We start from the raw sequence: 12,287 nt of genomic DNA, 5'->3' as shown, positions 1-12,287 counted from the left end.
CTCCACCCGCGCATCGAGGCGACTGCATTCGCCAGGAAAAAGGGCCGCTCCCCACACCGGGAAGCGGCCCTTTCCTTATTCAGGTTGCGATCCCGTTACTTCGCCAGATTCCGCAGGACGAAGTTCAGCACGCCGCCGTTCCTGTAATACTCCACCTCGTCCACCGTATCGATGCGCAGCAGGAGCGGGTAGGTCTCGACCTTGCCGTCGGCGCGGGTCAGGGTCAGGGTGACGTCCTTGCGCGGGCGAAGATCCTGTTCGATGCCGGCGATGTCGAAGGTCTCCGACCCGTCCAGCTTCAGGTCGGCGCGGGTGAGGCCGTCCTTGAACTGCAGGGGCAGGATGCCCATGCCGACGAGGTTGGAGCGGTGGATGCGCTCGAAGCTCTCGGCGATCACCGCGCGGATGCCCAGCAGCCGGGTGCCCTTCGCCGCCCAGTCGCGGCTCGACCCCGTGCCGTATTCCTTGCCGGCGACCACCACCAGCGGCACGCCCTCGTCGGCGTAGCGCATGGCGGCTGTGTAGATCGGCAGCTGTTCGCCCGACGGATAATGCTTCGTCTCGCCGCCCTCCACGCCGGGGATCAGCTCGTTGCGGATGCGGATGTTGGCGAAGGTGCCGCGCATCATGACTTCATGGTTGCCGCGGCGGGCGCCGTAGCTGTTGAAGTCCTGCGGACGGACCTGATGGCTCAGCAGATACTCGCCGGCCGGGCTGGTCCGCTTGATCGAGCCGGCGGGGGAGATGTGGTCGGTGGTGATCGAATCGCCCAGCACCGCCAACACCCGCGCGCCCCGCACATCCGACACCGGCTCCAGCGTCCTGGTCAGGCCGCTGAAGAAGGGCGGCAGCTTCACATAGGTGGAGCCCTCCTGCCACTGGTAGGTCTGGCCCTCCGCCGTGGCGATGGCCTGCCACTGCTCGGGCCCCTTGAACACGTCGGAATAGCGGCTGCGGAACATGTCCGCGGTCAGCGAGGCGTCGATGGCGTCCTGTACCTCGCGGTTGGTCGGCCAGACGTCCTTCAGATAGACCGGGCCGTCGGTGCCCTCGCCGATCGGGTCCGTCGTCAGGTCGATGTTCAGGTTGCCGGCCAGCGCATAGGCGACGCACAGCGGCGGCGAGGCCAGGTAGTTGGCGCGGGTGTGCGGGTTGACGCGGCCTTCGAAGTTGCGGTTGCCCGACAGCACGGCGCCGACCACGAGGTTGCCCTCCTCCACCGCCGCGGCGATCGGTTCCGGCAGCGGGCCGGAATTGCCGATGCAGGTGGTGCAGCCATAGCCGACGATGTTGAAGCCGATGCGGTCCAGATAGGGCTGCAGCCCGGCCTTGGCGAGATAGTCGGTGACGACCTGGGAACCCGGCGCCAGCGAGGTCTTGACCCACGGCTTCTGCTTCAGCCCCTTTTCCACCGCCTTCTTGGCCAGCAGGCCGGCGGCGACCAGCACCGCCGGGTTGGAGGTGTTGGTGCAGGAGGTGATGGCGGCGATGACGACCGCGCCCTGTTCCAGGCTGTAGTCGGCGCCCTTCACCGGAACCGCCTTCTTCGGGTCGTCGGCCTTGTAGATCCCGGTCATGTCCTGGGCGAAGCCCTGGGCCAACGCCGACAGGGCGACGCGGTCCTGCGGACGCCTCGGCCCGGCCAGCGACGGCTCGACCGTGCCCATGTCCAGTTCCAGCACGTCGGTGAAGACCGGATCGGGGCTGTCCGGCTCGCGCCACATGCCCTGGGCCTTGGCATAGGCCTCGACCAGCGCCACGCGGTCGGGATCGCGGCCGGTGAAGGTCAGGTAGCGGATGGTCTCGGCGTCGATGGGGAAGATGCCGCAGGTGGCGCCGTATTCCGGCGCCATGTTGCCGATGGTGGCGCGGTCGGGCAGCGTCATGCTGTCCAGACCCGGCCCGAAGAACTCCACGAACTTGCCGACCACGCCTTTCTTACGCAGCATCTGGGTGACGGTCAGCACCAGATCGGTGGCCGTCGTGCCCTCCTTCAGGCGGCCGGTCAGCTTGAAGCCGACGACCTCCGGGATCAGCATGGAGATCGGCTGGCCCAGCATGGCGGCTTCCGCCTCGATGCCGCCGACGCCCCAACCCAGCACGGACAGGCCGTTGACCATGGTGGTGTGGCTGTCGGTGCCGACCAGAGTGTCGGGATAGGCCACCGGCTTGCCCGACGGGTCGTTGTCGGTCCACACCACCTGCGCCAGATACTCGGTGTTGACCTGGTGGCAGATGCCGGTGCCCGGCGGTACGACACGGAAGTTGTCGAAGGCCTTCTGGCCCCAGCGCAGGAAGGCGTAGCGCTCCAGGTTGCGTTCGAACTCCAGTTCGACGTTCTTCTCGAAGGCGTCGTTGCCGCCGAAGTAATCGACCATCACCGAATGGTCGATGACGAGGTCGACCGGCACCAGCGGGTTGATCTTCGCCGGATCGCCGCCCAGCGACGCCATCGCTTCGCGCATCGCCGCCAGATCGCAGACCGCCGGCACGCCGGTGAAGTCCTGCATCAGCACCCGCGCCGGTCGATAGGCGATTTCACGGTCGGACCGCTTGTCGACCAGCCATTGGGCCACCGCCTTCACGTCGTCGACGGAGACGGTGCGCCCGTCCTCGAAGCGCAGCAGGTTTTCCAGCAGCACCTTCATCGAGAACGGCAGCCGCGACAGATCGCCGAGGCCCGCCTCCTCGGCGGCCTTCAGGCTGAAATAGTCGTAGCTCTTGCCGCCCGCGCTGAGCGAGCGGCGGGTCTTCAGCGAATCCTGACCGGTGAAGGTGGTCACGGGAAGCCTCCTTGGCTTTGGGTCGGGCATGCGCCTTGAGCGGCGCTTGGGAGGGCGCTTCGGTTACGGTCCGGCTGATGACGGTCAAAAGGACGCTGGAGATCGTCCAAAAGACTGGGACGGCCGCAACGGCGCCCGCGCGTCATGCAGGCAAGATGTAGGGCGTGGTCTGTACAGATCAAACGCTTGGCCCGAAGAAAGCGGGAGCATGGGCATGGTTGTTGAGCGTCGCCCAAAGCCTGTCCATCGGGGCGGCATTAGACGGGGATGCATCGAATATCATATGCCGCCTTATGAGACGCCCTCTTTATTCATATGAGCATTAGAGGGGTCTGCTCCGCCGCCTCAAGCGGGCTTCATCGCCACATAGCGGACGAAGCGCAGGCCGCTGCCCAGCACGCGCAGCCGCGCCCACCACAGGGCAAGCTCGCGCTTCAGCGCCGCCAGCACCGGCGCCGGCGGTACGGCGGCGGCCAGCGTGTCGGCCAGCTTTCGCACCCGGTCGATGATGTGGCGGCGGTGCAGCAGGGTCAGATCCTCGCAAATGCGGAGGTCGAGGTTGCGTTGCGTCAACTCGTCCGCCATGCGGGTGGCGGTCCAGGGATAGACCTCCATCGGCTCCTCCTCCCGCCAGGTGTTCCAGGCATCCCAGGAGCCGGGGGCGCCGTCGATCACGTAATCGAACAGGGCGATGCCGCCCTTGCGCTTCACGCAGTCGCCGACGCGGTCCAGGAACAGTTCCTTGTCGCGAACGCGGTGGACGATGCGGTCGGCCATGACGAGGTCGAAGCTGCCGGCCTGGTTGAAATGCTCCGGGTCGTACTGGGCGATCGGCGCCTTCTTCGACAGTCCCAGGGCCTTCGAGCGGTCCATCGCCAGTCTCGCGAGCAGCGGCGACGATTCCAGCCCGGTCACCCAGGTGTCGCAGCTCTCCACCAGGGCGCGGGCGGTGCCGCCGAGGCCGGCCGACAGGTCCAGCACGCTCTTGGCCGGGTTCAGCCCGAAGGAGCGGACGGAGTCGATCATCCACTCCGCCTCCTCCGGCCCGGTCATGTCCCGGCCCCACAGAAGCTGCGCCCCCTCGCTGCGTGCCGGCGACCAGACGGGTTCGCCATGGCGGTCGAGTTGCATCAACGACAAGCGGTCCAGTTCCGGATTGCCGCCGGCCGCCGGGCCGGATGGAGGCGGATCGACGGCAGTGGGGAAGGGGGCGGAGAGGCCGGGGCCGCCGCCGACCGCATTCACCGGCCCGTGTTTGCGCTCGTCCCTCAGGTTACACAGGGCAGACCGGTTCGTGACGCGGGGCAGTCGGGAGAGGTCATACCCCTCCCACCAGGCGGCCAAACGGATACGCCAGTCGGGATTTCGCCACCGCTCCAAATCCTGTGGACTGCGCTGCGGAGCCACGTAGCTGCCCTTTCCAGGTGAATGGGCAAGCTATCGCTCACCCATTCGGAGTATGCCGCGACTTCTGCTGTCGCGATTTAGAAGTAAGCGCGGTCAATTTGGCTGTCAAGAAGCCGATATTCAGGGGTTTAAACTTCGACTCCGCCAATTGTTGGAAAATTTTATCGGCTTTGTCTGTGACCTGTCGAGGTGGGGCCATTGCGACCGCGAAGCTGCCTCCCTATACTCCGGCCGCAACCGACGGAGGGGGCCTCGCGTGGCGATCGAAACCGGTGAGAACACCGGCAATCCCTGGACCGTGCTGACCAGCACGACGAAGTACGAGAATGCCTGGATGCAGGTGGTCGAGCATAAGGTTCTGACCCCGAAGGGCGCTCCCGGCATATACGGCGTCGTCCATCCCCGCAGCCTCGCCACCGGCGTGGTGCCGATCCACGACGACGGCACGGTGACGCTGGTCGGCCAGTACCGGTTCCCGCTGAAGCAATACAGCTGGGAGATACCGGAAGGCGGCGGGCGCAAGGGGGTGGAGCCGCAGGAATCGGCGGCGCGCGAACTGCGCGAGGAAACCGGCCTGACGGCACGGCGCTGGATGCCGCTGATGAAGCTGCACCTGTCCAACTGCATCACCGACGAGGTGGCCTATACCTTCGTCGCCTGGGGCCTGGAGCAGGGCGAATCCGCCCCCGACGAGACCGAGGTGCTGGCGGTCCGCCGCGTGCCTTTCGCCGAGGCGATCGACATGGTGCTGGCCGGCGACATCACCGACGCCATGGCGGTCGCCAGCCTGCTGAAGCTGCGGGTGCTGGCGGCGGAACAGGCGCTGCCCGAGGATCTCGCCGGAATTCTCCGCCTCTGACCTGCCTGCAGAGCGGACATCAATGACCGTCATTTCCGGCCACGCCGTCGCCATCGATTTCGAGACCGCGAACGAGACCCGCACCAGCGCCTGCTCCATCGGCGTCGCCTGGATCGAGAACGGCCGCGTGACCGGGACGGAGGAACACCTGATCCGACCGCGCGAACTGCGATTCAACTCCTTCAACAGCGCCATCCACGGCATCCGGGAGGAGGACGTGGCCGGAGCGCCCGAATTCCCGGAGGTTTGGGCGGCCTTGCGCGAGCGGGTGCAGGGCCGGCTGATCCTGGCGCACAACGCCGCCTTCGACCTCAGCGTTCTGCGCCACACCCTGACCGATTACGGGCTCGACTGGCCCGCCTGCGACTATCTCTGCACGGTCGTGCTGGCGCGCCGCGCCTGGCCGACGTTGAGCGCGCACCGGTTGAACCATCTGGCCGATTTTCTGGGCATCGCGCTCGACCATCACCGGGCCGGCAGCGATGCCGAAGCCTGCGGCCGGATCGCGCTGGCCGCGACGCGGGAAATGGGGCTGCGCGGCTTCGGCGAAATCGAGGGAACCGGCATCAGCCTCGGCCGCATCACTCCCGGCGGCTACAGCCCGTGCAAGGGAGGCAGGTCCTCGCCGCGGCGCCCGCGCGTGGTGGCATAACATAACGCCGAAGGGGCAAGCCCACGCTTTCCCGCCGCCGCCCCCTGCGCTAGGCTCCCGCTCCACCGTATGGAGGAGGGAAGCGTATGCTGTTCATGTTCCATTGCGTCGACAAGGCGGGTGCCGCCGATGTCCGCGCCGCCAACCGCGCCGAGCATCTGGCCTATCTGGAAGCCAACGCCGACCGCATCTTCGCCGGCGGCCCGCTGTTGTCGGACGACCAGAGCGGCATGGTCGGCAGCCTGCTGATCGTCGAATGCGCCGATGCCGCCGCCGCGCAGGCCTTCGCCGCCGGCGACCCCTATGCCAAGGCCGGCCTGTTCGACAGCGTGACGATCCGGCCCTGGCGCCGCGTCTACCCCAAGGCCTGAGCGGGAGAGTGCCGGCGATGGCCTATTGGCTGCTGAAGTCCGAGCCGTTCAAATATTCGTGGGACCGCATGGTCGCCGACGGCCGGACCCATTGGGACGGGGTGCGCAACTACCAGGCGTCCAACAATCTGAAGGCGATGGAGGTGGGCGACCGCGCCTTCTTCTATCACTCCAACGAAGGGCTCGAGATCGTCGGTATCGTCGAGATCGTCCGCACCTATTACCCGGACCCCAGCGACGAATCCGGCCGCTTCGGCATGGTCGACGTGGCCCCGGTGATGCCGGTGAAGACGCCCGTCACGCTGAAGCAGATCAAGGCCGATCCCCTGCTGCAGTCGATGGCGCTGGTCCGCCAGTCGCGGCTGTCGGTCTGTCCGGTCAGCGAGGAGGAATGGGCGCGGGTGTGCGATCTGGCGGGGCTTGGGGTGCCGGCTTGAGCCGGGTGATCTGGGGCTGAATTCCTGCCTCCTCCCGACCTTCCCCGCCCAGCGGGAAGGTCGGGTGGGGGCCGACCCCGGCACTCCATAGCACTCGATGAAGGAACTACTCCGCCGCGTCCTGCATCGCGGCGCGGAAGTCGTTGGTCGCCTGCTTCATGCGCCGGGCGATGTCCGCCACGCTGGAGGCGGAATTGGCGGTGGGGGGAACGCCGAGCGCGCGCAGCGTGGCGTCGATGGCCGTCAGGCTGGTGCGGTCGGCCAGGCCGGCGAGACGGTCGCTGCGCTCGCCGGTTTCGGGAAGATCGTCCGCGTTCGTGGTGCTGGGCATTGCGATCCTTGCCGGCGATGATCGTTACCGTGATGCAGCAATTCTATACCCGCCACCCGGTTAAGGTCGGGTTAAGCAAGGGATCGTCCGTTACAGGCCCGTTACAGGATGGTCATGGCGTGTTTTTGCACTGCGGCGCGGCGGATGGTCGCGGCAAATGTTCGCCGCCGCGCGGTCTTCGACGGCGCAGGATTCCGCATACCCTGATCTGCTTGGAGTATGCTTGGAGAAGAAACAGTCTTGCGCTGCAAAATCAGGGGCACAATCCTCCTTTGGTCGGGGGGGCCGCGGGGGTCGATTTGCTTGTTAGTCCTGCAACATGTGTGGATAATGCCGCTCAATTCCGGGCGGCGGCCCGCCGCCCTGCAACATCTTCCGGCCAATTCGGAAGCACTACGGGGGAATCGCACTCATGACCGACAACAGCTTCTTTCCGGTGAAGCCCGAGATCGCGGCGACCGCCCACGTGAATGCGGAAGCGTATGCCCGCATGTACGAGCAGTCGGTCAAGGACCCCGAGGGCTTCTGGGGCGAGCAGGGCAAGCGGCTCGACTGGATCAAGCCCTACAGCAAGGTGAAGGACGTCAACTTCAACGACGACGTTCACATCCGCTGGTTCTACGACGGCACGCTGAACGTTTCGGCCAACTGCATCGACCGCCACCTGGCCACCCGCGGCGACCAGACCGCCATCCTGTTCGAAGGCGACGACCCCGGCGTTTCCAAGGCGATCACCTACAATGAACTGCACGAGAAGGTCAGCCGTCTCGCCAACGTCCTGAAGAAGAACGGCGTCAAGAAGGGCGACCGCGTCACCATCTACCTGCCGATGATCCCGGAGGCCGCCTATGCGATGCTGGCCTGCACCCGCATCGGCGCCGTGCACTCCATCGTCTTCGGCGGCTTCTCGCCCGACAGCCTGAAGGACCGCATCGTCGACTGCGACAGCCATTTCGTCATCACCTCCGACGAGGGCCTGCGCGGCGGCCGCAAGGTGCCGCTGAAGGCCAACGCCGACAAGGCGGTCGCCGGCGCGCCGTCGGTCAAGCATGTGCTGGTCGTCAAGCACACCGGCGGCAACGTCGCTTGGACCGAGGGCCGCGACCTCTGGTATCATGAGGAGATGGAGAGCGTTTCCGCCGACTGCCCGCCGGAGGAGATGAGCGCCGAGGATCCGCTGTTCATCCTCTACACCTCCGGTTCGACCGGCAAGCCGAAGGGCGTGCTGCACACCACCGGCGGCTATCTCGTCTATGCGTCGATGACCCACCAGTATGTCTTCGACTACAAGGACGGCGAGGTCTACTGGTGCACGGCCGACGTGGGCTGGGTCACCGGCCACAGCTACATCGTCTACGGCCCGCTCGCCAACGGCGCGACCACGCTGATGTTCGAAGGCATCCCGACATATCCGGATTCCTCGCGCTTCTGGCAGGTCATCGACAAGCACAAGGTCAACATCTTCTACACCGCCCCCACCGCCATCCGGTCGCTGATGCGGGAGGGTGAGGGCCCGGTGAAGAAGACGTCGCGCGCCTCCCTGCGCGTCCTGGGTTCGGTCGGCGAGCCGATCAACCCGGAAGCCTGGCTGTGGTACTACAACGTCGTCGGCGATGCCCGCTGTCCGATCGTCGACACCTGGTGGCAGACGGAGACCGGCGGCATCCTGATCACCCCGCTGATCGGCGCCATCGGTCAGAAGCCGGGTTCGGCGACCAAGCCGTTCTTCGGCGTCCAGCCGGTCGTCGTCGACAACGACGGCCAGATCCTGGAAGGCGAGACCGAGGGCAACCTCTGCATCGCCGATGCATGGCCCGGCATGATGCGCACGGTGTTCGGCGACCACGAGCGCTTCGTCCAGACCTACTTCTCCACCTTCCCGGGCAAGTACTTCACCGGTGACGGCTGCCGCCGCGACGCCGACGGCTATTACTGGATCACCGGCCGCGTCGACGACGTCATCAACGTGTCCGGCCACCGCATGGGCACCGCCGAGGTCGAAAGCGCCCTGGTCGCCCACCCGAAGGTCGCCGAGGCCGCGGTCGTCGGCTATCCGCACGACCTGAAGGGCCAGGGCATCTACGCCTACGTCACGCTCAACGCCGGCGAGACCCCGACGGAAGAGCTGCGCAAGGAGCTGGTCGCCTGGGTCCGCAAGGAGATCGGCCCGATCGCCTCGCCCGACCTGATCCAGTGGGCTCCCGGCCTGCCGAAGACCCGTTCGGGCAAGATCATGCGCCGCATCCTGCGCAAGATCGCCGCGAACGAGCATGACAGCCTGGGCGACACCTCGACCCTCGCCGATCCGGGCGTGGTGACCGACCTGATCGACAACCGCATGAACAACGCTTGATCTGAGAGTGACGGGGAAGGGGGCGCTCCGCTTGGGGCGCCCCTTTTCCTTTGGGTGTGCTGAGGAAAGCGAAGCCGGCCACTCCCCGACCGTGAGAGCCTCAACGCTCCGGCAGCACCAACTGCGCGGCGGGGGAGATGGCGAAGGCGGTGGGCGAAGGATAGCGTTCGGCGATCCGCTTGCGCGCGTCCTCCGCACTCTCGGCGGCGACGGCGTAATGGCGCACGCCCGACCATGGGGCGGCGGCGTCCAGAGCCTCCACCGCGACGTACCACAGCGGGCCGCCGGAACGGGCGACGCGGTCGACGGAGTAAAACTCCATCGGCGCGAGCGCGGCCTCATCGGCCGCGGCCGATTGCAGGGACAGGATCTCGCCCTCCGCCTCCGCCACCTCGCGGCGCAGGGCGGCCAGCGTTTCCTCCGTCTCCGCCCGGCGGATGGCGGCGAGCTTGGCGTAATTGGCGTAGACGTCCAGCCGTTCCTTCAGCGCGGCCAGCTTCTGCGACTGCCGGCGGGCGCGGATGCCGAGGATCCGTTCCCCCACCACACCGGCCCCGAGGCTGGCGACCGCCCCCAGCACCCAAAGGATGGTCATGGCGCGGGGCCTCCTGAAACGGCGTCCTGCTCGGCATCTTCGCCGGAAACCGTCACGCCGACGCCTTCATGGAAAATACTGCGGGTCAGCATCTGGGCGGCGGCGAAATCGGCGGCCCACACCTGCGCCACATTCTCGAAGCGCCATAGGGCGGGATGGACCACCGCCTTGGCGTCGGGCCGGGCGGCGAAGCCGGGCGCCATCGCCAGCCGGAAGACGAAGCATTTCCGGCCCGGCTCCGGCCGGCCGATCTCGTGGATGAAGCGGCGCGACGCCGCGGTTCGCTTGCCGCCGCGGCGGCTGAGGACCAGCCTGTCGGTGGACAGCTCGACCAGCTTGGCCTTCATCGCGTCGACGCCGGCCTGCATGGCCTCAAGCTCGTCGGCCTGACGTTCCAGCGCATCGCGCTCCGTCATCAGGGTCGCGCCGGCGTGGCGGATTTCCCGGTCGGTGCGAAGGATCAAGCCGCGGCGGACCGCCAGGAACAGCAGGGTGGCGCCGATGCAGAACAGCGCCAGCAGCATTTCCGACGTCATCCGCGCCCGCTCCGCAAACCATCCGGCAAGTTGGGGAAGTTGTAGCGCAATCCGTCCAGGCACGCATCACAAGCAAGTGCTTTGCGGCCATGAAAAAGCGGCGCCCCGCAGGACGCCGCTTTTCGTGACACGGGCGAGAAGGCGCTTACTTCCGCTCGGCGATGGCGGCCTGGGCCGACTTCACCAGATCGGGGCCGATCTGCTTGGTCCACTTGTCGAAGACCGGCTGGGTGGCGGTCTGGAAGGCCTTCTGCTGCTCCGGCGTCAGGCGGACGACCTCGACGCCCTGGGCGGCGATGTCCTTCAGCAGGCTGTCGTCGTCGGCGGTGATGCCCTTGCGGGAGAGGGCGACCTCTTCGGCCGCGGCCTGCACGGCGGCGGCGCGCACGGCCTCCTGGTCCTCCTTCGACCAGCTCGCCCACACCTCCTTGTTGACCACGAAGATCAGCGGATCGGCGACATAGCCCCACAGCGTCAGGTTCTTCTGGCCCAGCGTCGCCAGCTTGGCGGCGACGAAGATGGTCAGCGGGTTCTCCTGGCCGTCGACGGCGCCGGTGGACAGCGCGGGCTGCGCGTCGGCCCAGCTCATCTGCGTCGGGTTGGCGCCCAGCGCGGTGAAGGTGTCGAGATAGAGCGGCGAGCCGACGACGCGGATCTTCAGCCCCTTCAGGTCGGCGGGCGTGCGGATCGGGCGCTTGGAATTGGAGATCTCGCGGAAGCCGTTCTCGCCCCAGGCCAGCGGCACGACGTCCTTGGTGGCGAGTAGGTCGAACAGCTTCTTCCCCACCTCGCCCTGGGTCAGGGCGTCCAGCGCCTTGTGGTCGGGCATCAGGAAGGGCAGGGAGAAGAGGTTCAGTTCCTTCACCTGCGGCGACCAGTTGATGGTGGAGCCGACCGCCATGTCGATGGTGCCCTGGCGGAGCGCGGTGAATTCCTTGGTCTGGTCGCCGTTCACCAGCGAGGTGCCGGGATACATCTTGATGTTGATGCGGCCATTGGTCTTCTCCTTGACCAGTTCGGCCCAGCGGTCGCCGCCCACGCCCCAGGGGAAAGGCTTGCCCAGAACGGTGGAAAGCCTGTACTCCGCCTTGTAGTCGGCAGCGTTCGCGGCACCGGCCAGAACGGCGGGAACCGTCAGCGCTGCCAGCGCGATGCCGGCGAGCAGAGCCTTAAGCGATTTCATGCTTGTTTCCTCCCAAGCGCCCTATACGAAAGACACGAACGGGATCGTACAGATGCACGCAGGACTGTTCCACGGGCAATGCAATACGACCGTCCGCGATACGAACAATACGGCCATGCGGTGGCGGAGCCGTGATGCGGTTATGCAACTCGGCCTGAAGCTCGGCGCCTGCATCTGGCTGACGCTGCCGGTGGCGGCCGTCGCCCAAGCGCTGCCCAACCCGGCCATGCCGATGGGGCCAAACCCCAGCGAATGCGAGATCCAGGCGGCGCTGCTCGGCACCACCGGCCCCAACTGCCCGCCGGTGACGATGCAGCGCCCCGCCGCTCCGCCGCCGGCGACCGTGGCCGCTCCTCCCGGTCCGGTGGCGGTGCCGCCGCTGCCGGGGCCGGCCGCCCTGCCGGCGCCGGAACTGCGCGCCGCCTTCCGGGTGGAGTTCGACTTCAATTCCACCCGCATCAAGCCGGAGTCGCGGGCGATCCTGGACAAGGTGGCCGCGGTGATGGCGGCGGCGGGCGACACGCGCTTCCGCATCGTCGGCCACACCGATGCCGTGGGCCGCGACGGGGCGAACCTCGCCCTGTCCAGGCGGCGGGCGGCGGCGGTGGTCGAGTATCTGGCGTCGAACCACAAAATCCGCCGCGACCGGCTGGAGGCGTCGGGCATGGGCGCCCGGGAGCTGCTGCTGCCCGAGGAACCGAAGGCGGCAGCCAACCGGCGGGTGGAGATCGTCAATCTGGGCGGCTGATTTTTTTTGGTCCTGCCGGGAACCTTCGGGCA

Annotated in this window: 12 protein-coding genes; 6 read left to right on the top strand and 6 right to left on the bottom strand. The window is 67.1% G+C overall.

Annotated features, from left to right (window positions below):
- Nucleotides 1-95: 95 nt before the first annotated feature.
- Both acnA and DM194_RS09445 read right to left on the bottom strand, forming a co-directional pair.
- Nucleotides 96-2,783 (bottom strand): aconitate hydratase AcnA, encoded by a 2,688-nt coding sequence (acnA, locus tag DM194_RS09450; protein ID WP_111067085.1) that lies wholly within the window; start codon nt 2,781-2,783, stop codon nt 96-98.
- Between the two features lie 345 nt (nt 2,784-3,128).
- On the bottom strand, nt 3,129-4,028 hold the full coding sequence (locus tag DM194_RS09445; RefSeq protein ID WP_246024171.1) for an SAM-dependent methyltransferase: 900 nt from the start codon (nt 4,026-4,028) through the stop codon (nt 3,129-3,131).
- 418 nt (nt 4,029-4,446) lie between these two features.
- Here DM194_RS09445 and DM194_RS09440 point away from each other — a divergent pair, with 418 nt between their 5' ends.
- The 4 genes from DM194_RS09440 (at nt 4,447) to DM194_RS09425 (ending at nt 6,509) form a co-directional block, all read left to right on the top strand.
- Nucleotides 4,447-5,049, top strand: coding sequence for an NUDIX domain-containing protein (locus DM194_RS09440; RefSeq protein ID WP_111067083.1), 603 nt, complete (start codon nt 4,447-4,449; stop codon nt 5,047-5,049).
- A 22-nt stretch (nt 5,050-5,071) separates the two neighbouring features.
- Nucleotides 5,072-5,701, top strand: a complete 630-nt coding sequence (locus tag DM194_RS09435; RefSeq protein ID WP_111067082.1) for a 3'-5' exonuclease — start codon at nt 5,072-5,074, stop codon at nt 5,699-5,701.
- Between the two features lie 86 nt (nt 5,702-5,787).
- On the top strand, nt 5,788-6,072 hold the full coding sequence (locus DM194_RS09430) for a YciI family protein (RefSeq protein WP_111067081.1): 285 nt from the start codon (nt 5,788-5,790) through the stop codon (nt 6,070-6,072).
- A 17-nt stretch (nt 6,073-6,089) separates the two neighbouring features.
- Nucleotides 6,090-6,509, top strand: a complete 420-nt coding sequence (locus tag DM194_RS09425; protein WP_111067080.1) for an EVE domain-containing protein — start codon at nt 6,090-6,092, stop codon at nt 6,507-6,509.
- Between the two features lie 106 nt (nt 6,510-6,615).
- Here DM194_RS09425 and DM194_RS09420 read toward each other — a convergent pair whose 3' ends face one another.
- Nucleotides 6,616-6,840, bottom strand: coding sequence for a hypothetical protein (locus tag DM194_RS09420; protein WP_111067079.1), 225 nt, complete (start codon nt 6,838-6,840; stop codon nt 6,616-6,618).
- A gap of 412 nt (nt 6,841-7,252) precedes the next feature.
- Between DM194_RS09420 and acs the strand changes: the two genes are divergently transcribed.
- Nucleotides 7,253-9,193: an acetate--CoA ligase gene (acs, locus tag DM194_RS09415; RefSeq protein WP_111067078.1), complete on the top strand. Its 1,941-nt coding sequence runs from the start codon at nt 7,253-7,255 to the stop codon at nt 9,191-9,193.
- Between the two features lie 100 nt (nt 9,194-9,293).
- On the opposite strand, the gene DM194_RS09410 is transcribed toward acs, so the two are convergent.
- From DM194_RS09410 to DM194_RS09400, 3 genes are all read right to left on the bottom strand, one after another.
- A complete protein-coding gene (locus DM194_RS09410; RefSeq protein WP_111067077.1) occupies nt 9,294-9,788 on the bottom strand; it encodes a hypothetical protein in 495 nt (164 codons plus the stop codon).
- On the bottom strand, nt 9,785-10,324 hold the full coding sequence (locus DM194_RS09405; RefSeq protein WP_162629988.1) for a hypothetical protein: 540 nt from the start codon (nt 10,322-10,324) through the stop codon (nt 9,785-9,787). Before DM194_RS09405 ends, DM194_RS09410 begins: the two co-directional genes overlap by 4 nt.
- A gap of 145 nt (nt 10,325-10,469) precedes the next feature.
- Complete coding sequence (locus DM194_RS09400) at nt 10,470-11,507, bottom strand: DctP family TRAP transporter solute-binding subunit (RefSeq protein WP_111067075.1); 1,038 nt, start codon at nt 11,505-11,507, stop codon at nt 10,470-10,472.
- Nucleotides 11,508-11,649: 142 nt separating this feature from the next.
- Here DM194_RS09400 and DM194_RS09395 point away from each other — a divergent pair, with 142 nt between their 5' ends.
- Nucleotides 11,650-12,255 (top strand): OmpA family protein, encoded by a 606-nt coding sequence (locus DM194_RS09395; RefSeq protein WP_246024170.1) that lies wholly within the window; start codon nt 11,650-11,652, stop codon nt 12,253-12,255.
- Nucleotides 12,256-12,287: the final 32 nt, after the last annotated feature.

Source organism: Azospirillum ramasamyi, assembly GCF_003233655.1.
In the GTDB taxonomy this organism is placed as follows: domain Bacteria; phylum Pseudomonadota; class Alphaproteobacteria; order Azospirillales; family Azospirillaceae; genus Azospirillum; species Azospirillum ramasamyi.
Note: the sequence above shows the minus strand (reverse complement) of the source record. Positions and strands in the feature narration are given on the sequence as shown.

Excerpts from the sequence above, each read along its gene's own strand:
- DM194_RS09435 (WP_111067082.1), top strand. The coding sequence starts at position 5,072 with ATGACCGTCATTTCCGGCCACGCCGTCGCCATCGATTTCGAGACCGCG.
- DM194_RS09430 (WP_111067081.1), top strand. The coding sequence starts at position 5,788 with ATGCTGTTCATGTTCCATTGCGTCGACAAGGCGGGTGCCGCCGATGTC.
- DM194_RS09425 (WP_111067080.1), top strand. The coding sequence starts at position 6,090 with ATGGCCTATTGGCTGCTGAAGTCCGAGCCGTTCAAATATTCGTGGGAC.
- DM194_RS09420 (WP_111067079.1), bottom strand. The coding sequence starts at position 6,840 with ATGCCCAGCACCACGAACGCGGACGATCTTCCCGAAACCGGCGAGCGC.
- acs (WP_111067078.1), top strand. The coding sequence starts at position 7,253 with ATGACCGACAACAGCTTCTTTCCGGTGAAGCCCGAGATCGCGGCGACC.
- DM194_RS09410 (WP_111067077.1), bottom strand. The coding sequence starts at position 9,788 with ATGACCATCCTTTGGGTGCTGGGGGCGGTCGCCAGCCTCGGGGCCGGT.
- DM194_RS09405 (WP_162629988.1), bottom strand. The coding sequence starts at position 10,324 with ATGACGTCGGAAATGCTGCTGGCGCTGTTCTGCATCGGCGCCACCCTG.
- DM194_RS09400 (WP_111067075.1), bottom strand. The coding sequence starts at position 11,507 with ATGAAATCGCTTAAGGCTCTGCTCGCCGGCATCGCGCTGGCAGCGCTG.
- DM194_RS09395 (WP_246024170.1), top strand. The coding sequence starts at position 11,650 with ATGCAACTCGGCCTGAAGCTCGGCGCCTGCATCTGGCTGACGCTGCCG.